Origin of the sequence: Rhodococcus globerulus (genome assembly GCF_019334125.1) — a bacterium.
Classification (GTDB): domain Bacteria; phylum Actinomycetota; class Actinomycetes; order Mycobacteriales; family Mycobacteriaceae; genus Rhodococcus_F; species Rhodococcus_F globerula.
The window spans coordinates 4,598,936-4,620,049 of sequence record NZ_CP079698.1 but is presented as its reverse complement, the minus strand read 5'-3'; the positions used below and the strand labels follow the sequence as shown (position 1 = coordinate 4,620,049).

The 21,114-nt window shown below is 61.3% G+C and carries 22 protein-coding genes and 1 tRNA gene; 7 read left to right on the top strand and 16 right to left on the bottom strand.

The window, feature by feature from the left end; all coding sequences use genetic code 11:
* Positions 1-62: 62 nt before the first annotated feature.
* Entirely contained in the window at positions 63-986 is a 924-nt protein-coding gene (nac, locus tag KYT97_RS20970; protein WP_138871407.1) for a nitrogen assimilation transcriptional regulator NAC, read from the top strand.
* Here the strand turns inward: nac and KYT97_RS20965 are convergent.
* From KYT97_RS20965 to KYT97_RS20895, 15 genes are all read right to left on the bottom strand, one after another.
* Positions 980-1,906: a D-isomer specific 2-hydroxyacid dehydrogenase family protein gene (locus KYT97_RS20965; protein ID WP_219110628.1), complete on the bottom strand. Its 927-nt coding sequence runs from the start codon at positions 1,904-1,906 to the stop codon at positions 980-982. The two genes, nac and KYT97_RS20965, sit on opposite strands and share 7 nt — an antisense overlap.
* A gap of 48 nt (positions 1,907-1,954) precedes the next feature.
* Positions 1,955-2,737, bottom strand: coding sequence for an SDR family oxidoreductase (locus KYT97_RS20960; protein WP_219110627.1), 783 nt, complete (start codon positions 2,735-2,737; stop codon positions 1,955-1,957).
* Positions 2,734-3,255: a gluconokinase gene (locus tag KYT97_RS20955; protein WP_185993105.1), complete on the bottom strand. Its 522-nt coding sequence runs from the start codon at positions 3,253-3,255 to the stop codon at positions 2,734-2,736. Before KYT97_RS20955 ends, KYT97_RS20960 begins: the two co-directional genes overlap by 4 nt.
* A gap of 89 nt (positions 3,256-3,344) precedes the next feature.
* Positions 3,345-4,388: an urea transporter gene (gene yut / locus KYT97_RS20950; RefSeq protein ID WP_219110626.1), complete on the bottom strand. Its 1,044-nt coding sequence runs from the start codon at positions 4,386-4,388 to the stop codon at positions 3,345-3,347.
* A gap of 37 nt (positions 4,389-4,425) precedes the next feature.
* Entirely contained in the window at positions 4,426-5,385 is a 960-nt protein-coding gene (locus KYT97_RS20945; RefSeq protein WP_219110625.1) for an urease accessory protein UreD, read from the bottom strand.
* On the bottom strand, positions 5,382-6,023 hold the full coding sequence (gene ureG, locus KYT97_RS20940) for an urease accessory protein UreG (RefSeq protein ID WP_033235122.1): 642 nt from the start codon (positions 6,021-6,023) through the stop codon (positions 5,382-5,384). Before ureG ends, KYT97_RS20945 begins: the two co-directional genes overlap by 4 nt.
* A 10-nt stretch (positions 6,024-6,033) precedes the next feature.
* Entirely contained in the window at positions 6,034-6,747 is a 714-nt protein-coding gene (locus tag KYT97_RS20935) for an urease accessory protein UreF (RefSeq protein WP_219110624.1), read from the bottom strand.
* Positions 6,731-7,351: an urease accessory protein UreE gene (locus tag KYT97_RS20930; protein WP_245005894.1), complete on the bottom strand. Its 621-nt coding sequence runs from the start codon at positions 7,349-7,351 to the stop codon at positions 6,731-6,733. Before KYT97_RS20930 ends, KYT97_RS20935 begins: the two co-directional genes overlap by 17 nt.
* 9 nt (positions 7,352-7,360) lie before the next feature.
* Positions 7,361-9,079: an urease subunit alpha gene (locus tag KYT97_RS20925; RefSeq protein ID WP_033235125.1), complete on the bottom strand. Its 1,719-nt coding sequence runs from the start codon at positions 9,077-9,079 to the stop codon at positions 7,361-7,363.
* A 35-nt stretch (positions 9,080-9,114) separates the two neighbouring features.
* Positions 9,115-9,552: an urease subunit beta gene (locus KYT97_RS20920; RefSeq protein ID WP_033235126.1), complete on the bottom strand. Its 438-nt coding sequence runs from the start codon at positions 9,550-9,552 to the stop codon at positions 9,115-9,117.
* A gap of 45 nt (positions 9,553-9,597) precedes the next feature.
* A complete protein-coding gene (locus KYT97_RS20915) occupies positions 9,598-9,900 on the bottom strand; it encodes an urease subunit gamma (protein WP_033235127.1) in 303 nt (100 codons plus the stop codon).
* Positions 9,901-9,958: 58 nt separating this feature from the next.
* Complete coding sequence (amt, locus tag KYT97_RS20910; RefSeq protein ID WP_245005893.1) at positions 9,959-11,635, bottom strand: ammonium transporter; 1,677 nt, start codon at positions 11,633-11,635, stop codon at positions 9,959-9,961.
* Positions 11,636-12,211: 576 nt separating this feature from the next.
* Positions 12,212-12,301: transfer RNA gene (locus tag KYT97_RS20905), tRNA-Ser, on the bottom strand.
* Positions 12,302-12,354: 53 nt separating this feature from the next.
* On the bottom strand, positions 12,355-12,825 hold the full coding sequence (locus KYT97_RS20900; RefSeq protein ID WP_033235227.1) for a MarR family winged helix-turn-helix transcriptional regulator: 471 nt from the start codon (positions 12,823-12,825) through the stop codon (positions 12,355-12,357).
* Positions 12,826-13,009: 184 nt separating this feature from the next.
* Positions 13,010-14,254 carry an alpha-hydroxy-acid oxidizing protein gene (locus KYT97_RS20895; RefSeq protein ID WP_095887663.1) on the bottom strand — a complete coding sequence of 415 codons (1,245 nt, stop codon included), beginning with the start codon at positions 14,252-14,254 and terminating at the stop codon, positions 13,010-13,012.
* Between KYT97_RS20895 and KYT97_RS20890 the strand changes: the two genes are divergently transcribed.
* Positions 14,253-15,242, top strand: a complete 990-nt coding sequence (locus KYT97_RS20890) for an NAD(P)H-quinone oxidoreductase (protein WP_219110622.1) — start codon at positions 14,253-14,255, stop codon at positions 15,240-15,242. The genes KYT97_RS20895 and KYT97_RS20890 overlap by 2 nt on opposite strands.
* A 16-nt stretch (positions 15,243-15,258) precedes the next feature.
* Here KYT97_RS20890 and KYT97_RS20885 read toward each other — a convergent pair whose 3' ends face one another.
* Positions 15,259-16,461, bottom strand: coding sequence for a cysteine desulfurase-like protein (locus KYT97_RS20885; RefSeq protein ID WP_045066388.1), 1,203 nt, complete (start codon positions 16,459-16,461; stop codon positions 15,259-15,261).
* Between the two features lie 131 nt (positions 16,462-16,592).
* Between KYT97_RS20885 and KYT97_RS20880 the strand changes: the two genes are divergently transcribed.
* From KYT97_RS20880 to rsgA, 5 genes are all read left to right on the top strand, one after another.
* Positions 16,593-17,156 carry a bacterial proteasome activator family protein gene (locus KYT97_RS20880; protein ID WP_033235131.1) on the top strand — a complete coding sequence of 188 codons (564 nt, stop codon included), beginning with the start codon at positions 16,593-16,595 and terminating at the stop codon, positions 17,154-17,156.
* Positions 17,157-17,220: 64 nt separating this feature from the next.
* Positions 17,221-18,093: a galactan export ABC transporter permease subunit Wzm/RfbD gene (gene wzm, locus KYT97_RS20875; protein WP_092805639.1), complete on the top strand. Its 873-nt coding sequence runs from the start codon at positions 17,221-17,223 to the stop codon at positions 18,091-18,093.
* An 11-nt stretch (positions 18,094-18,104) separates the two neighbouring features.
* Positions 18,105-18,911: a galactan export ABC transporter ATP-binding subunit Wzt/RfbE gene (gene wzt, locus KYT97_RS20870; protein WP_033235133.1), complete on the top strand. Its 807-nt coding sequence runs from the start codon at positions 18,105-18,107 to the stop codon at positions 18,909-18,911.
* Positions 18,908-19,819: a galactofuranosyltransferase GlfT1 gene (gene glfT1 / locus KYT97_RS20865; protein ID WP_095887660.1), complete on the top strand. Its 912-nt coding sequence runs from the start codon at positions 18,908-18,910 to the stop codon at positions 19,817-19,819. The genes wzt and glfT1 overlap by 4 nt, the downstream gene beginning before the upstream one ends.
* Positions 19,820-19,979: 160 nt before the next feature.
* Positions 19,980-21,110 (top strand): ribosome small subunit-dependent GTPase A, encoded by a 1,131-nt coding sequence (rsgA, locus tag KYT97_RS20860; protein WP_219110621.1) that lies wholly within the window; start codon positions 19,980-19,982, stop codon positions 21,108-21,110.
* Positions 21,111-21,114 lie beyond the last annotated feature (4 nt).

Genomic DNA, 21,114 nt, shown 5'->3' with positions numbered 1-21,114 from the left:
TACCATTTTGCGTTGGGGTGATCGGAATTCGATATGTCGGCTGAGCTGGTAGTTTGCACACCATGGATACGAGAAGGCTCTACTCGTTCGTACGAATTGTGGATGCCGGCAGCATCACCCGAGCTGCCGACATTCTGCATATCGCGCAACCCGCGCTGAGCCAGCAGATGACGTCGCTCGAAACGCAGTTCGGTCAGCAACTCCTGATCCGCAGTAAACAGGGCGTCGAACCGACCGATGCGGGGCATGCGCTGTATCGGCATGCTCAGGTGATTCTGCGTCAGGTGGAGAGTGCGCAGGCCGAGGTATCCGTGGTCGGGCGGGCGCTCGCGGGCGGCGTCTCCGTCGGCCTCGCTCCGTACAGCACCGCGACGGCAATTGCCTTGCCGCTCTTGGCCCGCGTGCGCGAGCAGCACCCGAACATCTTGTTGCACATCAACGAGAACTTCGGTGGTGTGCTCAGCGAAGCAATGATGACCGGCCGCATGGATCTGGCATTGTTGTACGACGCCGGCCCGATCAAGGGCGTGACGTTCGAACGGCTGCTCACCGAGGAATTGGTGGTGGTCGCGCCGTTCGGCACCGGACTGGCAGGCGAATCGGGATCCGACATCTCCCTGTCCGAGATCACCGAACTGCCCCTGTTGCTTCCGGGACGGATGCACACCATCCGAAAAGTGGTGGAGCAGGCTTTCGACCGTGCAGAGCAGCAACCGAACGTCGTGGCCGAAGTGGAATCGGTGATGACACTGTCCGAAGCCGTGCGCACCGGATTGGGTGCGACGGTCCTACCGTGGTCGGTTGCCCGCCGGGTCATGGACGTCGAAGCCCTGGAGCTACGACGCATCGAGCCGGGCATCGAAGTCCATGTCTCCCTGGGCACTCCGGCCAATCAGCCCCTCTCCAAGCCGGCCGAGGCGGTACGCGATGTTCTGCGCACCGTCGTGGCCGACTACGTGAAGGGAACCAACGCGAGCGGTCAGTAGCCCGCCGACGGATCGATTACGGCAGCCAAGTCCTCGCCCGCAGCGAATCGAGCGACGTTGGCGGCCACGTGATCTGCCAGAACGCGGGTGAGCGTCGTAGCGGGGTTGGCGACGTGCGGAGTGATGATCGCGTTGGGCAGCTTCCACAACCGGTGTCCGTCCGGCAGCGGTTCGGGATCGGTGACATCGAGTGCCGCGCCGCCGATCGAACCGGCCTCGAGAGCGTCGACCAGTGCATCCGTGTCGACGACGGTGCCGCGCGCGATGTTTACGATCCAGCTGGACTCCGACATCTGGTCCAGTTCGGCCTTGCCGACCAGATGGCGGGTCGCCGATGTCGACGGCGCCGCGATCACGAAGTGATCTGCCTTGGACCAGATTTCGCCGGTACGGTCAGCCGAGAGGGTTTCGGCAGCGCCCTCGACGGGGGTTCCCGAACGGGTGACCGCGATGACCTTGACCTTGGACGCGGCGAGGTACGGAATCAACGCGCGGCCGATTCCGCCGCAGCCGATGATCGCCACGGTCGAGCCCTGCAACGTGCCCACTCGCGGGTCGAACTCTTCCTTGCGCCACGATTGCGCCGCCAATTGTTCGGGGAGAGAACGCACTCCGGCAAGGAGGAGCATCATCGTATGCTCGGCGACGTTGCCCGCATAGGCTCCGGCAGCTGATGTCCAGACCCGCTTGTCGTCGATGACACCGGCGTCGAACCACGGCTCGATGCCGGCGAACGGCAACTGTACCCAGCGAACCGCATCAGGCAGCGACGACGGGAACGTATCCGGACCCTGCGCCCAGACGACGCCCTCGGCCTCGGCCAGTGGAACGAGAACTCCACCGGCCCGGCGAATTCCGTCGGCAAGGTGCGGCTCCTCGACGGGACCGAGATGGATGCGGGGGGCGCTGGCGTCTGTCATGTGGGTACTTTCTGTTTCGAGAGTGACGGGCGATCAAACAACGGACGATCAAACGACTGCTGTCATGCCGCCGTCGACGTAGAGGATCTGACCGTTGACAAAATCCGATGCCGGGGACGCCAAGAACAGTAGCGATCCGATCAGCTCCTCGGTGCGACCCCAGCGTCCGGCGGGGGTCCGCTTGGAGAGCCACGCTGTGAACTCCGGATCGTTGACCAGTGCGGAAGTCAGTTCGGTGTCGAAGTATCCCGGTGCGATCGCATTGATCTGCAAACCGAACGGTGCCCAGTCGGCGCACATGCCGCGGGTGAGCATCTTGAGCCCGCCCTTGCTGGCCGCGTACGGCGCGATGCCCGCTCGGCCCAATTCGCTCTGCACGGAGCAGATGTTGACGATCTTGCCGCGTCCACGCTCAACCATGGCCCGAGCGAATTCACGTCCGACATAGAACGCGCTGGTCAGATTGGTATCCATGACGCGCCGGAAATCGTCGTCGCCGAATTCGAGCAGTGGAGCACGATGCTGGACACCGGTGTTGTTGACAACGATCTCGACCGGACCGACCTCGGATTCGATGCGCGTCGCCGCGTCACGGACGGCAGCCGAATCGGTGACGTCGAACGCGTACGCGTGCACGCTCGCGCCGGTCGCCTCGGCAATGCGTCGACGCTCCGTCTCCAGCACCTCGGCATTTCGACTGTTGAGAACGACCACGGCGCCGGCCTCGGCAAGTCCCGTGGCAAGTGCCGAACCGATACCCCGGCTCGAACCCGTCACCAGGGCAACCTTCCCGGAAATATCGAACGGGCCGGGATTGACGGTGCTACTCACGCTGTGACGCTCCTCTGAGATGTATGAATGTAATCGGCTGCCTCGCCCACCAGTGTGCTCGGTTTCGAGACAACGTTCAGCGTGATCCCACGCTCGTCGTCCGTAAGCGGTTCCAGGGCGTCGAACTGGGAGATGAGCAAACTCTCCGGCATGAAGTGACCGGCGCGGGCACGCATCCGGGTCACGATCGTCTCGAAATCACCGTCCAGGTGCACAAACTGCACGTCGAGACCGTCGGGGCGCAACCTGTCCCGGTAGTGCTTCCGCAGAGCCGAACAGGCAACGACGCCGGTACGGCCGGCATCGGCGCGTTCGGACAGCCAGGCGGCGATTGCGTCGAGCCACGGCGCTCGGTCCTCGTCGGTCAACGGCGTGCCCGATCTCATCTTGGCGACATTGGACTCGGGGTGCAGATCGTCGCCGTCGACGAAGTCTGCACCGAGGGACGTGGCGAGACCTACTGCCACGGTGCTCTTTCCAGCGCCCGCCACACCCATCACAACTACCTGCACCGTCATCCTTCGACCATGCCCGACTACCGCAGGCCAGGCAATACTCGAGCGATACCGGTTCGCGAGGGTGCCATAGCGGAACGATCTAGGCCCCCTTAACCATTTGCTTTCACGATCGAGTCCTTGCCCTCTGCGGCGCCGCCCTTGATGGTGTCGTGCTGGACGGGAACGAACTTCTTCTTCGGTAGCAGGAACAGCCACGTCGCAAACACGAACGGACCGGTACCCGCCGGCAGACTGATCGGTGCGAAGGCCGAGACCAGGGTGCCGTGAATGACTACCGTCACCAGCACCCCGAATACCGTATAGACAAACACACGCCACGACGGGTTGTAGAACACCGACCCCAAGGCGATAGCCGTCAACACCGAACTGAGCCCGTAGAGGCCGTTACCGATGTCGACGGTGTTTGCGCCGAGCGCAAGTACCGAACCGATCGCTACGGCGGAACCGATGAGGGCGAACACCGCCGCCCACCGGGACGCAACGAGCAAGGCGACCACGAAGATGATTCCGGTGATGGTGTTGTTGATCAGAAATATCTGGGAGACGTTGCGAAACAGTGTGTCCCAGAGGAAGCCGAACGTGATGTCGGCGTGAACCGATGAATCCCCGATGTGCTGCGGGAACTGTGCGGCACTGAGGTCCGACGTTTCGATCCGCAGGAACTGGAAGGCGGCCAGAAGGAAGAACCAGTTGACGAGGTTGAACGGAAAGGTCAGCGCCGGCACACCCCAGGTCTTGAAGACGTTGGCAACCGCAAGAAATGCGATAGTGGACGCCGCAGCACCGACAACCAGGTAAATCCACAGCATCACGCCGCCGGCAAGGAACGTGGGAAATGCTGCGCCGACCAGGATTCCGTTGTATCCGTACAAACCGATGCGCATCGAATCGTCATCCGAATGCAGCAGCATCCCGGTAACCGTGGACACCACCAGACCCACTACCGCGCCGATCGCCACGGTGATCGTGTCGGCGGCTATCGCACCCCAGAAAATACCGACGAGAAACAGCAGTCCGGTCAGTGCATTGCCCTGAAACATCACCTGCCCGGAGCCCTTGAGGTTGGTGTCGATGAATCGCAGCACGACGTTCTTGTCCGCGATATCGTCCCAGGGTTTGGTGATGGTGGTCATCGCACATCCCTCACACTTCTTCTCCCGGCGAACCGCGTCATCCCCAGAGCGGGACGGGCGGAATAGTGGTATCCAGAACCGACTTTCGAACGAGCGCCCAGAAATCACGGACCTTGGCTTTGACCGGTTCGCTCTCGGGACCCAGGACCTTGAAGATCAACCCGGCATCGTTCGGTAGTCGGCTCGCACCCGAGAAGACCTTCCCGTCGAGCCCCGGAACAACCTGTTCCAGTATCTCGTCGGCATTCTCTTTCGGAGTGAGCAGAATGACGTTGCCGAAGACGTCGTACTCCCCCATGATTCCCTTGTATCGCACCGGGAAACGCCGCGGTTCGATCACCAGTTTCTCGGTGAAGAGATCCGCTCCGTCCGGGCGCCGCGCCTTGATCAGGGTGGAGTACAGGTCGTAGACAAACAGCTCCGTATCGGACTGGGCGCTCCTGTGATACTTACGGCCAGGCATCACAATTTCCGAAAATAGCAGCGTTGCAGACGGATCCACCGTGACATCGGTGCGTGCGAAGTACCTCGCATTGCGGTGCGGGATAGTCACACCCGGCATCAGTTCGAGATACGAATTCTCAGCCAAGGTCACCTTCTGCAACTGCGACGCATGATTCGCATCCATTTGATGCACCTTGGTTGCCGACTGTGTCGTGACGTGCGCCAAGGATCCGGGTTCCATGTCGATGGTCAGGAACAGCCGATCACCCTGCAGCACACTGCCGGACGTCGAGATCATGTAGACGCACGGCATTGCCGGCAACGCTTCGTCCCAGTACAGCGCTTGTTGAACAAGTAAAGGCGTCTTCCGATACATGTCCCGGAGAATCGTCTTGTCGCCGCGATCGACAAAACGCATCTCGAGCACCCCGGTCTTGCCCACCTTGCCGGCCGGGGCTTGCTTCGGCTGATCCTGGTACTGGTCGAGTTCCGGAACGGTCGGGATCGGCCCCGGGAGCGACCGCGCGGCCCCCGAGGCAGCTGGAGCGCTCACTTGGCGCTCGCTCCCACTTCCTCTTCGTCGAAGAGGACACCGTGCACGATGAGGTCCACCACTTCCTTGATTCCCTCTCCGGTCATGCAATTGGTGAAGACAAACGGCTTGTCACCGCGCATTCCCTTCGAGTCTCGATCCATGACACCCAGATCGGCCTTCACGTACGGTGCCAGATCCGTCTTGTTGATGACCAGGATGTCCGACTGCGAGATCCCGGGTCCGTTCTTACGCGGAATCTTATCTCCCGCAGCTACATCGATGACGTAGATGAAATAGTCGACGAGAGCGGGACTGAACGTCAGAGTGAGGTTGTCACCACCACTTTCGATGAACACGATATCCGTGTCCGGGAACGTGCGTTCCATGTCCTCGACCGCCGCGAGGTTCATACTGGGGTCCTCGCGAACGGCGGTATGGGGACACGCACCAGTCTCGACTCCCACGATACGTTCTTCCACGAGAACACCTTTGAGTGCCTTGCGCACATGCTTGGCGTCCTCCGTGGTAACCACGTCGTTGGTGATGATCAGTACACTGGTTCCCCGCTTCACGAATTCAGGCGTAATCGCCTCGATGAGGGCAGTCTTGCCCGAACCCACAGGACCGCCGATTCCGATGCGCGTTGTCTTCTTCATGATTCTCCTTCTAGTTCATGAACATTCGGACATGCGCCTTGACATGAACCGCTGCCAGAATGTCGATCATCGGGGAAAAGTTGGACATGTCATCAAGCCCGTACTCGCGAACGGCCGCATACTCGCCGTCGGCGGTTTGATTCACCTCGAACAGAATCTCCTGCGTGGCAAGGTGATCTACCCGAACGATACGGAGCGCCGCACCGAGCAACGTCATCGCCACACCGTACTGATGAACGGTAAAGGCATCATGCTCCGGAGAACCCATCTCCGCGAAGGCAATTCCGAGACCCGCCGGATACGTGCCGGGGGTTTCTCCAGCCTCGATCGCCGATAGCCACTTGTCGAACAACGTCTCACCGGCGAGTCGGCCGCTGAGCTCCGCCAGTTTCTTACCCATCCGGGTAGTCATCGTTCGGGACTCTTCGTTCAGTTTGCGTTCGATCACGGCATGATCCGCCGCCAGAATTGCCGAGAAATTACCGTCCGACGCACCCCGGTGGGCGGCCAGCACGGCGATACCATCGCATGTCGCACCCTGATGCGCGGCCGAGAGAACAAATTCCCGCAACGACGGAGCATCGGTGACAATTCCCTGCGCCACGGCCGATTCCAACCCGTTCGAGAACGAGAAGGAACCGACCGGGAACATCGAATCGGAAAACTGCATCATCCGCATCGCACGGTTGATGCTCAGCTGCGACCCTTCACACGAGGGGGTCATGGGTATGCCCCTCACCCTCGCGCGCTGCCGCACCGAACAGTCGGCGTGCCTCGTGCGGAGCAATGTAGGGAATGACCTCGGAGCCAGGAATGAAGGTGTACTCGATGCCCTCGAACGCATGGGTGCGCATCACCGAACCCATGACCGCCTTGTCTACCGTCAGCGGAACATAGACCTTCATCCCCTTCACCACTGCCGGCCAATGCTGGTTACCCACAGCGTGACCCAACTCGAGACACGTCTGGATCATCTTCTCCGGTGTCACGTCGAGCAATGCACTGAGGTCGATCTCGAGAACGTCCTTGAGGTTGATCCGCGCGACAACGACGGTGTTCTCCGGCTCGTCCCACAGCAGAATGTCGCCGTCCTGCAACTGAACACCGCGGTCGAGTGACACCGCCAACTCACGTCCGCCGACCGTCGTGCGTCGCAACCGGCTCTTCTGCGCTTCCCACTGATCGAGTGAAAGTACGTCGACTACTGCCTTCTCGAGTCGACCGGCCCACTCTTCGTCAGTCTCCTTCCCGAGTAGCGCGTCGACTCGAGTGGGCTTGTCTGTCGACGCCGTCATCTCGCCGTGAGTGTGTGCGATTGTTTCAGACACAGGATTCCCCTAACTGAAGAAGTAAAGTTGGTTCAGGCGAATGGATTCGGCCGGTTCGACGTAGGCGTGAACGCCATCCGCCGTCACCGCGAAGGTCTCCGGATCGACCTTGATCTCCGGAGTCGCAGAGTTTCGCACGAGGTCGCGTTTGGTCACGGTGCGAGTGCCCTCGACGGCAAGAACTTGACGCTCGAGTCCTAGTCGATCCTTGATGCCGTCATCCAACGCGGCCTGGGACACAAACGACACCGAACTCTCGGGCAGTGCCTTACCGAACCCACCGAACATCGGCCGGTAGATCACCGGCTGCGGGGTCGGTAACGATGCGTTCGGATCTCCCATGGCGTGCCAACTGATCATTCCGTTCTTGATGATCATTTTAGGCTTCGCACCGAAGAAAGCGGGTTCCCAGAGAACAAGATCCGCCATTTTTCCCGGCGCGATGGAACCAATGACATGGGACAACCCGAATGTCAGGGCCGGGTTGATCGTCGTCTTCGCGACGTACCGTAGGACCCGGAAGTTGTCGTGCGTCTTGGAGTCCTCCGGCAGCTTTCCCCGGGCACGTTTCATGCAGTCGGCTGTCTGGATCGCCCGGAGCCAGTTCTCCCCGACACGGCCCATTGCCTGCGAGTCGCTCGAGAACATCGAGATAACCCCCATATCCTGCAGCACGTTCTCCGCACCGATCGTCTCCGCGCGAACGCGTGACTCGGCAAACGAAACGTCGGACGGCACTTTGGGATTGAGGTTGTGACAAACCATGATCATGTCGAACAACTCGGCTTGCGTGTTGATGCCGTACGGCAACGTCGGGTTGGTCGACGCTGGAAGAACGTTGTCCTCACCGGTCACCCTCAGGATATCCGGTGCATGGCCGCCGCCGGCGCCCTCACTGTGATAGGTGTGAATGGTGCGGCCCTCGAATGCCGCAATGGTGTCTTCGACATAGCCGGCCTCGTTCAACGTATCCGTGTGTATGGCAACCTGAACGTCCATCTCGTCGGCCGCACGCAGCGACGCCCGGATCGCGGCTGGTGTTGCGCCCCAGTCCTCGTGGACCTTCAGTCCCGCGGCACCTGCCTTGATCTGCTCGATCAAAGACGGATAGCCGGACGAGTTGCCCTTACCCAACATGGCGATGTTGACGGGAAGACCCTCATTGGCCTTGAGCATCATCTCCATGTTCCAGATACCCGAGGTGATGGTGGTGCCGTTGGTACCGTCCGACGGCCCGATACCGCCGCCGATCAGCGTCGTCACACCACCACTGAGCGCGTGGTACGCCTGCTGAGGAGAAACGAGGTGGACGTGCGGATCAATACCAGCGGCAGTCAGAATCAGCTGCTCACCGGAGATGGCATCCGTTGCCGGTCCCGTCGTGAGTCCCGGCGTCACCCCGTCCATCGTGCTCGAGTTGCCGGCCTTGCCCCACCCGACGATTTTGCCGTCCTTGATACCGACATCGGCTTTGACGACGCCGATCGTGGCGTCGAGGATCACGACGTTGGTGATCACCAGATCGAGTGCGCCATCGCGACTACACGACGCCGGATCCTGGCCCATACCGTCGCGCAGAGTCTTGCCACCGCCGTAGATCGACTCATCACCGATGGTTCGAAGATCTTCCTCGACCTCGATGTACAGGTCCGTGTTGCCGAGCCTGATCTGGTCACCTTTCGTGACACCGAACAGGCCCGAATACTCTTGCCGTGAAATGCTTGTCATGAGTATTGCTCTCCTTCGGCCACCGTGAACGAGGCTCAGTCGGATTGTGGTTCGGACAAGAAGCCGAGCTCATCTGCAAGAGCGACGGCACGGGGTAAGCGCGGGCGATACGCGGCGTGCGTGGGAGCCCAACCGTCCACCAAACTGTTGAATCCGTGGGCGCGCTGCTTGCCGCCGAACGGCACCAACGTCACTTCCTTCTCGTCTCCCGGTTCGAAGCGCACGGCAGTACCGGCCGGGATGTCCAGACGCCAGCCGAACGCCTTCTCACGATCGAAGGACAATGCTCGATTGACCTCCATGAAGTGATAGTGCGATCCCACCTGAATGGGCCGGTCACCCGTATTTCGCACACGCAGCTTCAGACGCGGCCGACCTTCGTTGATCTCGATCGGTTCATCCCGCAGGACGTATCCCCCGACCGGAACCTTCTTCTCGTCGCCGGAATTCTTCTTCGATGATTTTGTTGCCATCTTCGGGTGCTCCTGAGTTGGTCTTTCAGCCTGAGTTCGTTACGGCTACTGGATGGGCGAATGCACGGTGACGAGGCGGCTACCGTCGAGGAAGACCGCCTCGACCTGCACGCGCGGAATCATGTCCGCGACACCGTCCATGACGTCGTCGACGGTCAATGCGTGCGACGCGTCCGCCATGACTTCCTCGAGAGTTTTCCCCTCGCGAGCACCCTCCAATGCAGCCGCCGTGATGACAGCTACCGACTCCGGGTGATTAAGCTTGAGCCCCTTTGCTTTTCGTCGCAGAGCCACGTCAGCCAACATGAGGATGGTCAGCTTGTCGAGTTCTCTCGGTGTCAGATGCATTCCGACAACTCCTTCTCGCTCATACTCTTCACTTCCGTGTGGTCAGCTGGAAAGCTGGTCAGGTTCCGGTACCAGGTGCGCGCGACCCCGACAACGGTTCCGCGGATTGCTGCACAAATCCGCTCCTCCTTCCCAGGGAGTGCCGGTTGATTGCGTCGAGCACGGCTTGGGCGCGCTCGGACGGTACAAGAACTTCGACCCGCAATCGGTCGGTGAAGACGACGTCGTTGCGTTGGCCGCGGAACTTGAGAGAATCCGAATCACTCGCGGACACATGGGCTTCCGAAACCACGATCGACTCCGCTCCCGCAGCCAGCAATGCCTCACGCATCTTCTCCGACTCGATGGTCTGGAGGACCGCAGTGATCAGTTCATGCTTCGGCGCATCGGGATGTGGAGCAAGCTTTTCTCCGTCGGCTACGACTCCCCCGTCGAACCCGGTCGATTGCGGTGCTCCACCTGCTTCGACAAACGCCGGGTTGTAGCGGTATGCGTCCATCCCTTGCTGACGACGGTCGATGTTCACCTGGTCTTTCGGAGCCAGCTTGAGCCCGATCGTCTTCTCGATTCCCATGGCGATCAACCAGGTCACGACAAACGAGAAGGCGATGACGGTGATCAGAGCCAAAGCCTGCTCACCGAGTAGACCGAGTCCGCCACCGAACAGAAGTCCGTCGCGGCCGATCGGGTTGATCGCCTTCTCTGCAAACAGACCGAGAAGCAGCGATCCGAGGATGCCGCCGACAAAGTGGACGGCGATGACGTCGAGTGCGTCGTCGAACTTGAAAATGGACTTGAGCGCCAATCCGAAGTGGCAGATCAATCCGGCAAGCACACCAATTGCCAAGGCGGAGAACGTACTCACGAAGCCCGCGCAGGGTGTGATGGTCGCCAAACCTCCGACCGCGCCGGTGATTCCACCGATCGCCGTGGCTTTACCCTCGGTGTATCGCTCGATGACCAGCCAGACGACCATGCCGCCGGCAGCGGCAATGTGAGTGTTGATCAAGGCTTGCGCCGCAACACCATCCGCAGCCAGACCGTCGCCGGCGTTGAAACCGAACCAGCCGAACCACAAGATGCCAGCGCCGACCAGAGCCAACGGAACGGAGTGAGGAACGGCTTCCGCGTTCGGCCAGCCCGGGCGTTTGCCGACAACCAACAAGATCGCGAGTGCTGCGGCGCCCGCCGACGCGTGGACGACGATTCCGCCGGCCCAGTCCTGCGCCCCACGGAGCGCCAACCAGCCTTCAGGATTGAAGAGCCAGTGGGCGATCGGGGGATAGACGATGATCGACCACAGAACAAGGAGAACAGCCCACCCCAACGGCTTGAGACGGTTTGCCGTGGCACCGGTGATCAAAGCAGGCGTGATGATCGCGAACATCATCTGATAGGCGACAAACGCCAAGGTCGGGACTGCAACAGCCCCCTCGATCAAGTGGAATCCCGGTGCGGCTGCGGTGTGAATGTCCTGCAAGCCGAAGAGTTTCAAGTCGCCGAGGAAGCCGGATCCCCAGTCGCCGCTGAACGCAAAGCTGTAGCCGAAGACAACCCAGGTGATGGACACCAAGCCGAGCGGAACCAGGTTCTGCTGCAACATCACCAGCGCGTTACTGCCGCGCACCAATCCAGCGTAGAAGAACGCGAGACCTGGAACCATAAAGAGGACTAGCCCTGCGGAAATGAGCACCCAGGCCGTGTCACCACTATTTATAACGGGTTCGGCGAGCATCGGTAAATCCACCTCCGAGTAATAAGACCGTAATAGGTCTCGATTTTTCTCGTTACGCGTACGAACGACGGTGCGCGGTTAACACCGACAGCGAATATCCAACCGAAGGCGCCGGTGCCATGGTTGCACATTTCGTACCGAATGGTGGGGTTGCTCTGCTCTGCCAACTTAGGGAGAGTTCCTGAATTCGGAGTCGAAACAGTAACGGACAGAACTTATTTCATTCTTTCGGTCACCGAACAATAACAATAGTCAGTCAGCACAGTTACGGCGCGACACCGCATCGCGGCGCTTCTTTAATATGCTTTCGATTGCAAAACATCGAAGTGGAAATAAAAGTTGCCCAAGTCCACGTCAATACCTATCCGAATGGTCAGGTAATTACGCGAATTAGTGGCCTAACTGTTCAGTTGAACATCCACAAATCCGCGATTCATTCTTGAATATCCCCGCAAGGTTGCGTACTGCAACAAATAGATTGAACCGTGTCCCTGCGATCGACGGTCGAACGCAGAGACAACACTGCAGCTGGCGACAAAAAAAGTCCCCCACCTGCGCAAGCAGATGAGGGACTGTTGGCGGAAGCGGAGGGATTTGAACCCCCGGTGGGTTTAACGCCACGCTCGCTTTCAAGGCGAGTGCATTCGGCCGCTCTGCCACGCTTCCGTGGGCGATACTATCCGGTGCACTCGCGAACTGTGAAAACGGCTCCCCGTTACTCAGCGATCGCCGATGGCCGCGTCAACCTTCGAGAAGACGTCTGCCAGCACTTCCAGTTCATTGGGCGTCAACAAATCCACGAGATTTTTGCGCACGCCGGCGACGTGGGTGGGTGCGGCAGCAGCGAGGCGTCGTCGGCCCTCGTCGGTGATCTGCGCAAGCACGCCACGCCCGTCCTCGGCGCAGGTAGTGCGCTCGACTATGCCCTGAGACTCCATGCGACGGATCTGGTGCGTGAGGCGGCTACGAGAGGACAGGACACCGTCTGCCAAGTCACTCATCCGAGTTGAACCGTCCGGGGCTTCCGACAACATCACGAGGATGCGGTAATCCGCCAACGAGAGATCATGCGAATCCTGCAGCTCCCGGTTCAAGACCTCCATGAGCCGCTGATTGCCGTCCATGTAGCCGCGCCAGGCACGCATCTCGGCAGGCGTCAGCCACGGAGTCTCTTGCTGCGCGGGCAGCATTTCCTGCTGCGAAGGCGGCATTTCCTGCTGCGAAGGCGACGTTTCCGCCGGTACGCTGGACGGCTCCCGGAGTACGGGTGCCTCGTCGGTTGTAGTGTCAGTTGTCACGGCTCCCCAGTTTAGACCTGCATACGCCACATTCAGTCTTCTTCACAGGCCTGAAGTCCTGAAGCGGCCAAGGGCGCTAATGTCCGGAAGTGGCCACCAATAGGGACCTGTCGATTTCCCCCACCGACGACACCCCAGCCAGTCCCATCGTGAGATCGAAATCGGCGAGCAGGCTCCGCAAAGCATGGCGGACGCCGTCCGCTCCGGCCAATCCCAAGCCGTATACCCACGGCCGCCCGTACAAAACCGCCTTTGCTCCGAGCGCCAGCGCGATGATCACGTCCGCACCACACCGAATACCCGAATCCATCAGGATGTCAGCTTCGTGTCCGACGGCCGACGCTATGGGCCCCAACGCGTCCAACGCGGATATCGCCCCGTCCACCTGACGACCACCGTGGTTGCTCACGATGATTCCGTCGGCACCGGCCGCAACCGCGGCGCGAGCGTCGTCGGGATGGACAATTCCCTTGACCGCGATCGGAAGTGACGTCCACTGGCGAAGTTTCGCGATATCTGCCATCCGAACGGCGTGATTGCCGAACAGCGACACCCACGTCAGAACCGCAATCTGCAGTGCCTCCGCACTTTCCTCGGGCGGTGTCGCCAACTTTGCACGGAAGACCGGATCGGACAGATAGTTCGCGATGCCTTTCGCCCGCAGGAACGGCAAGTGCCCCAGTTCCAGATCCCTTGGACGCCAACCCATGCCGGGCGTATCGGCCGTCACCACGATGGCCTTCGCTCCCGCGATGTCAGCACGGCGGACAAGCGATTCGGCAAGCTCGTCGTCCGCCGGCCAGTACAACTGGTACCACCAGTTATCTCCCGACACCGCGCCGACATCTTCGATGGTCGACGAGGCCGCAGTCGACAAAACCGAGCCGATACCCAATTCCGACGTGACCGAACCGACCGCAACCTCTGCGTCGTCGTGTACCAAGCCGAGTACTCCGACCGGCGCGGTCAAAATCGGCGCAGCCAAACGCGTACCGAGCACCTCGACGCTCAGATCACGGGCATCGGGGGCGGCGGCACCTCGAAACATGCGTGGCACTATCGCGTGCTTCTCGAACGCCCGGAGGTTCGATGCTGCGGTGCGTTCGGTCGAAGCGCTGCCCGCGATATATCCGAAGGCTTCGGGTGAGAGTTGCTCACGCGCGGCAGCTTCCAGCCCAGCCGCTGTCATGGGCAGCGACGGGACGGTGCCGCCCAGGCCGCTCAGGTAGATCTCGTTCTGCATGTTCCCGAAGTAAGTCACGACAGCGACGGTAGCGCCAAACCCTCCTATTGCGGGGCGATTCGCTAGCGTCGTATCCATGTACGCCATCACTATCGACCAGCCCGGCGGCCCCGAGGTCATGACCTGGGCGCAGCAGCCCGATCCGGAAGTGCCTCGCGGGCATGTTCTGGTTGACGTCGCAGCGACCGCCGTCAACCGAGCCGACCTCCTGCAACGCCAAGGTTTCTACCCGCCACCGCCCGGCACGAGTGACGTCCTCGGACTCGAATGCTCCGGCGTCATCAGCCAGCTCGGCGAAGGTGTCACCGGATGGGCCGTCGGCGACGAAGTGTGCGCACTGCTTGCCGGTGGCGGATATGCCGAGAAGGTCGCAGTACCTGCGACACAACTCCTTCCGGTACCCGAGGGAGTGGATCTGCGAGTCGCTGCTTCCTTGCCGGAAGTCGCCTGCACGGTCTGGTCCAACGTGGTCATGCGCGCCGGACTGCGCCGCGGACACACTCTGCTGATCCACGGGGGCGGCGGCGGAATCGGAACTCACGCCATCCAGGTCGGCAAAGCTCTCGGTGCGCGAGTCGCCGTGACCGCCGGCTCGGAGGAAAAACTGGCGCGCTGCCGTGAGCTGGGTGCGGACATCACGATCAACTACCGCGAACAGGACTTTGTCGCCGCTCTCGCCGAAGCCACCGACGGACACGGCGCGGACATCATCCTCGACAACATGGGAGCGTCGTACCTGGGCCGGAACGTGGACGCCCTCGCGGCGGACGGGCACATCGTCGTCATCGGGATGCAGGGCGGACGCAAGGGCGAAGTCGACATCGGCAAGTTGTTGGGGAAACGCGGAAGCATCACCGCGACAGGCCTACGTGGGCGTCCGATAACGGGGCCAGGCGGAAAAGCCGAAATCGTGGCCGACGTTCGAGCCAAACTGTGGCCGTTGATCGCCGACGGTTCCGTCCAACCGGTCGTTTCCATTGAGCTTCCGATTGCCGAAGCGCCGTTAGCTCACCAATTGCTGGATTCGCCCGAAACGGTAGGCAAGGTCATCCTCACCGTGAAGTGACGTAACAGGTACGAGATCAGCCGAGCGTGCCGAGTTCGGCAACAAGTTGGTTGATCTCGTATCGCGTCGTATACGGCGCCAACCCGATCGTGACCGCGCCACCCTCGTCGTTGACACCCAACGCGTCGAGGAGGCGTGAATTGCCGTGAGTGCCACTCATGACCGCAATCCGCTTGTCTGCGAGATGCGCTGCCACCTTGTCGGCAGCCGTACCGTCGAGCGTGAAGCTGACCGTCGGAACCCGCGTCGGGGCATGCCCGATGACCATGACATGGGGCAGCGCGGACAGGGACCGCAGCAGGTGCTCGAAAAGGCCGTCTTGATAGTTCTGCAGTGAACTGATCGACGTTTCGAGGCGCTCCCGGCGACTGCCAGTGGCCGATTCATCGAGGCCTGCGAGGAAATCGATCGACGCGGTGAGCCCGGACAGCAGCGCGAACTGATGCCCACCCACTTCGAGACGTTCGGCACCACGCGCGTACGGGTTGAGCGAGACGGCGGGGATACGGTCGAGCAGGCCGGGATCGCGGAACACCAGCGCACCAACCTGCGGACCACCCCAGGACGGCGCACTGACCGCGATGATGTCGGCGCCGAGTTCGGCCATATCCAAATGCGCGTAGGGAGCAGCACCAACAGCGTCGACGACCATGAGGCCGCCGAATTCGTGCAGCCGATCCGCCGCAGCACGCACATTGGGCGCCGAACCCACGATCGGCGAAGCCGCAGTCAAAGCTACAAGTCGCGTCGTGGAGGTAATAAGCTCGTTGAACTGCCAACTAGGTAGTTCGCACGTCTCGATTTCAACTTCCGCCCAACGCACCTGTGCGCCGTACCGACCGGCGACGCGCAGCCAGGGCGCCACATTTGCTTCTTCGTCGAGCCGGGAGAGCACCAGACCGGTACCGAGGCCCAGTCGCGAACTCAGAGACTCCGCCAGCCAGGCCAGCAGGACCGCCCGGTCCGAGCCCAGGACAACACCCGCCGGATCACCTCCGACGAGATCTGCAACGGCGGAACGAGCACTGTCCAGGATTGCCGCGCTACGACGGTTCGAGACGTGCCGACCGGACGACGACGACGCGGCTGCCCGGAATGCGGTGGACACTGTCCGAGAGACTGCGTCGGGAATCTGCATACCCGCCTGCGGGTCGAGGTGGATCCAGCCGTCACCGAGTGAGGGAATCAATCCCCGAACGCGGGCAACGTCGTAAGCCATGCTCGACACTCTAGGGGCATGCGGCTCTGTAGTCGAAGGCAGACACCGAAATACCCGTCAGTACAGTTACTTTTCGGTTACCTTTTCGGGGTTAAGTGCAGTTTGTCGCCCTGACACGACAAGATGGAGCTATGAACAAGCCAGAGGAAGAACGGATACTGGTCATCGGCCCCGACGGCGCGGAGACAAACGGCGCGGAGACGAACACCGATCGGCAAGACGCCAGGGAGCCCGAAGGCGAATCGATCGCCGACATGGTCGAGCAGCCGGCCAAGGTCATGCGAATCGGCACGATGATCAAACAGCTCCTCGAGGAAGTGCGCGCCGCACCGCTCGACGACGCCAGCCGAGTACGGCTCAAGGAAATCCACCGATCCTCGATCCGCGAACTCGAGCAGGGCCTCGCACCGGAACTCCGCGAAGAACTCGAACGGTTGACACTGCCCTTCACCGACGACTCCGTTCCGACCGACGCAGAACTGCGGATCGCACAGGCACAGCTGGTCGGATGGCTGGAAGGCCTCTTCCACGGCATTCAGACAGCACTGTTCGCCCAGCAGATGGCGGCACGTGCCCAGCTCGAACAAATGCGTCAAGGTGCACTACCTCCTGGCATGAGCATCGGCGTCCCGCACACACCGGGGAACCCCGGGCACCCCGATCAACAGTCCCCCGGCACCGGCCAATATCTGTAACTCCGGCCACCACAACACCCGAGGAAAAGTTCGCACTGCACCGGGGCCGGTAGGCTCGACCTCCGTGTCAGCATCCGCAACCGAATCCGAGACGTCGGAGCAACCTGTGCCCGTGTCCGACTCCCAGACCTTCCATCGCGCTTTCAAAGACCTGCGCGATGGACTACGGCAGCGCGAGTTGTGGCTGAGCCTCGGTTGGCAGGACATCAAGCAGCGGTACCGCCGGTCAGTGATCGGCCCCTTCTGGATCACCATCGCCACCGGTGTCCAGGCCGCGGCGATGGGCCTCCTGTACTCCGCTCTGCTGAACATCCCGCTCAAGGAGTTCCTGCCGTACGTCACGGTCGGGTTGATCGTCTGGAACCTGATCAGCGCCAGCATCCTCGAGGGCTCCGAAGTCTTCATTTCCAACGAGGGCCTGATCAAGCAGCTGCCGTCGGCGCTGAGCGTGCACGTGTATCGCCTGGTGTGGCGTCAAGTGCTGTTCTTTGCGCACAACTTCGCGATCTACATAGTCCTCCTGTTCGCGTTCAGCATCTGGCAGAACATGAGCTGGACGGCGCTCGCGGCAATACCCGCATTCGTGCTGATCGTGGCGAACACACTGTGGGTATCGATCGTGTTCGGCATCTTCTCCACGCGGTACCGCGACATCGCACCCATCCTCGGCAGCCTCACCCTGCTGCTGTTCGTGCTGACACCGATCATGTGGACGACGCAGGCTCTCAAGGACCAGAGTCCGGAAGCTGCCGAGCGGGTGAAGCTTGCCGAACTCAACCCGCTGTACCACTACCTCGAGATCATCCGAGCACCACTTATCGGAGCCGATCAGCAGGCATACCACTGGTACATCGTCATCGCCCTCACCGTTGTCGGCTGGGCCGTCGCGCTCCTGGCACTCCGCAAGTACCGGGCACGCGTGCCCTACTGGGTCTAGAGGAAAAACACATGAGTCAGCCAGTCAGCATCCACACGCAGAACGCGTGCGTCGACTTCCCGATCTTCGACGCCAAATCCCGCTCGCTCAAGAAGGCTTTCCTCGGTAAGGCCGGCGGATCCATCGGCCGTAACGACTCCGATGTTGTTGTCGTCGAAGCTCTCCGCGACATCACGATGACCCTCAAAGAAGGCGACCGCATCGGACTGGTCGGCCATAACGGCGCCGGCAAGTCCACCTTGTTGCGACTCCTCTCCGGGATCTACGAACCGACCCGCGGAACGGCAACCATCCGTGGTCGCGTCGCCCCGGTCTTCGATCTCGGTGTCGGTATGGATCCCGAGATTTCCGGCTACGAGAACATCATCATCCGGGGCCTGTTCCTCGGTCAGACTCGCAAGCAGATGCTCGCGAAAATGGATGAGATCGCCGAATTCACCGAACTCGGCGAGTACCTCTCGATGCCACTGCGCACCTACTCCACCGGCATGCGCGTGCGCGTCGCCATGGGTGTTGTCACCAGCATCGACCCGGAAATTCTGCTCCTCGACGAAGGCATCGGCGCCGTCGACGCGGAATTCATGAAAAAGGCCCGCGTACGCCTGCAGAAACTGGTCGAACGCTCCGGAATCCTGGTTTTTGCAAGCCACTCCAACGAGTTCCTCGCCCAACTGTGCAACAGCGCGATGTGGATCGACCACGGCCAGATCCGCATGCACGGTGACATCGAAGACGTCGTCCGTGCCTACGAGGGCGACGACGCCGCCGAACATGTCCGCCACGTGATCAGAGACATGGAACGGGAGACGCCCGCGTGAGCACACCCGAGAAGATCATCGGGGTCGTCGTCACACACAAGCGTCGTGAACTGCTGGCCGAATCGCTGAAGGTGCTCAGCACGCAGACCCGGCCGCTCGATCACCTCGTTGTCGTCGACAACGCCGACGAAGACGCGGTGCGCGAACTGGTCGAAGGCGCTTCCCTGCCCACCAGCTACATCGGTTCGAAGCACAACCTCGGCGGTGCCGGAGGATTTGCCCTTGGCATTCTGTATGCATTGTCACTCGGCGCAGACCGGGTTTGGCTCGCCGACGACGACGGTCGCCCCGAGGGACCCGAAGTGCTCGAAACACTGCTCGCGTGCGCGCTCCGACACGACCTTGCCGAGGTCTCTCCCGTCGTCTGCGACATCGACGATCCCGACCGCCTGGCGTTCCCCCTGCGCCGCGGCACCTCGTGGCGTCGGTTGCGTAGCGAACTCGACACCTCCGAACTCGGCGACGAGGACCTTCTGCCGGGGATCGCATCCCTCTTCAACGGCGCACTGTTCACCGCCGACGCCATCGACGCCGTCGGTGTTCCGGATCTTCGGTTGTTCGTCCGCGGCGACGAAGTGGAAGTACACCGTCGACTCGTACGATCCGGCCTGAAATTCGGCACGTGCCTGAAGACCGCCTACGTACATCCCAACGGCGCCGAGGAATTCAAGCCGATTCTCGGCGGGCGGATGCACACGCAATACCCGGACAACGATACGAAGCGCTTCTTCACCTACCGCAACCGTGGGTACATCCTTGCACAGCCCGGAATGCGCAAACTGCTTCCGCAGGAATGGATTCGGTTCGGCTGGTACTTCCTGATCACGCGGCGCGATCCCGCCGGCCTGCGAGAATGGATGCGACTGCGCAAACTCGGTCGGGAAGAGAAGTTCGAGCGCCCGAGTTAATTTAATTCGGTTGCACCGCTCTGCCACCGTCTGAGACGATTCTGCACCGACGCATGGTGCGTCCTGAGATTTTCGAGGAGTGAGTATTGATGACTGTCGTGTTCTGCACCTATCGCACCGTCAATACTCACGATTCTTCGTACTCGAGGACACCTTCACCATGCCAGAAAACAGCACATTACTGACCGAATACGGTTGGAACGCAACACTTTCGGAAACATTCGACGCACTGCTTGTCAATTCACCTGACACGGAACCTGGGCGCGTCATACGCGTGGACCGCGGCCAGTGTGACGTTGCCGTCGCGACCGGTACCGTCCGCGCACTCAGTGGCAGCAATGCACTGTGTACCGGCGACTGGGTTGCAGTCTCCAAAGTCACGCGCGCCAACACAACGCCCGCCAACACCACGCCCGCCAACACCACGCCCGTCAACACCACGAGTGAGACCGAAACACCCTCGGTCACTTCGATACTCCCACGATCGAGCAGCATCGTTCGATCCGCGGCATCCGGAAAATCCGAAGGTCAGATACTGGCCGCAAACGTCGACACCGTCGTCATCACCACGGCGTCGGACGGCGACGTCGACCTCGGACGCATCGAGAGACTACTCGCACTCGCATGGGAAAGCGGCGCAACACCGGTCGTCGCGCTCACCAAAACCGATGCAGCTCCTGATATTTCCGCCGTTCTTGCCGAAGTTTCCGCCGTCGCACCCGGCGCAACAGTGCTCGCCGTCAGTGCCGAAACCAGCGAGGGAATGGACATACTCGACGCAGTTCTGGACGGCACCGTGGCGATACTCGGTCCTTCCGGCGCCGGCAAATCAACTCTTGCCAATGCGCTCCTCGGTGATACCGCCGCGAGCTGCGTACTCGAAACGGGCCGGGTGCGGGCCGGCGACGGCAAAGGACGCCACACCACCGTGACAAGAGAACTGATTCCGTTTTCCGGCGGCCGGACGCTCATCGACACTCCGGGGCTGCGGGGCGTCGGCATGTGGAACGCCGGCGAGGGTATCGACAAGACGTTCCCCGAGATCGAGGAACTGATCTCGGCCTGCCGGTTCTCCGATTGCGCACACAACTCCGAGCCTGGGTGCGCGGTCGTGGGCGCACTCGAACGCGGTGATATCGACGAGCGGAGACTCAGAAGTTATCGGAAACTACAGCGGGAGAACGCCTGGAACGCCGCACGCAGCGACGCCCGTCTGCAGGCGGAACGCACGCGAGAGATCAAGGTGCTCTCCCGCCGCATCAAGGATCATTACCGGGGCCGAAGGCAGTAGCGGC

Bases quoted from the DNA above. Each gene is read 5' to 3' on its own strand.
- nac (WP_138871407.1), top strand. From the start codon at position 63: ATGGATACGAGAAGGCTCTACTCGTTCGTACGAATTGTGGATGCCGGC.
- KYT97_RS20965 (WP_219110628.1), bottom strand. From the start codon at position 1,906: ATGACAGACGCCAGCGCCCCCCGCATCCATCTCGGTCCCGTCGAGGAG.
- KYT97_RS20955 (WP_185993105.1), bottom strand. From the start codon at position 3,255: ATGACGGTGCAGGTAGTTGTGATGGGTGTGGCGGGCGCTGGAAAGAGC.
- yut (WP_219110626.1), bottom strand. From the start codon at position 4,388: ATGACCACCATCACCAAACCCTGGGACGATATCGCGGACAAGAACGTC.
- ureG (WP_033235122.1), bottom strand. From the start codon at position 6,023: ATGAAGAAGACAACGCGCATCGGAATCGGCGGTCCTGTGGGTTCGGGC.
- KYT97_RS20935 (WP_219110624.1), bottom strand. From the start codon at position 6,747: ATGACCCCCTCGTGTGAAGGGTCGCAGCTGAGCATCAACCGTGCGATG.
- KYT97_RS20925 (WP_033235125.1), bottom strand. From the start codon at position 9,079: ATGACAAGCATTTCACGGCAAGAGTATTCGGGCCTGTTCGGTGTCACG.
- KYT97_RS20920 (WP_033235126.1), bottom strand. From the start codon at position 9,552: ATGGCAACAAAATCATCGAAGAAGAATTCCGGCGACGAGAAGAAGGTT.
- KYT97_RS20915 (WP_033235127.1), bottom strand. From the start codon at position 9,900: ATGCATCTGACACCGAGAGAACTCGACAAGCTGACCATCCTCATGTTG.
- amt (WP_245005893.1), bottom strand. From the start codon at position 11,635: ATGCTCGCCGAACCCGTTATAAATAGTGGTGACACGGCCTGGGTGCTC.
- KYT97_RS20900 (WP_033235227.1), bottom strand. From the start codon at position 12,825: ATGCTGCCCGCGCAGCAAGAGACTCCGTGGCTGACGCCTGCCGAGATG.
- KYT97_RS20890 (WP_219110622.1), top strand. From the start codon at position 14,253: ATGTACGCCATCACTATCGACCAGCCCGGCGGCCCCGAGGTCATGACC.
- KYT97_RS20895 (WP_095887663.1), bottom strand. From the start codon at position 14,254: ATGGATACGACGCTAGCGAATCGCCCCGCAATAGGAGGGTTTGGCGCT.
- KYT97_RS20885 (WP_045066388.1), bottom strand. From the start codon at position 16,461: ATGGCTTACGACGTTGCCCGCGTTCGGGGATTGATTCCCTCACTCGGT.
- KYT97_RS20880 (WP_033235131.1), top strand. From the start codon at position 16,593: ATGAACAAGCCAGAGGAAGAACGGATACTGGTCATCGGCCCCGACGGC.
- wzt (WP_033235133.1), top strand. From the start codon at position 18,105: ATGAGTCAGCCAGTCAGCATCCACACGCAGAACGCGTGCGTCGACTTC.
- rsgA (WP_219110621.1), top strand. From the start codon at position 19,980: ATGCCAGAAAACAGCACATTACTGACCGAATACGGTTGGAACGCAACA.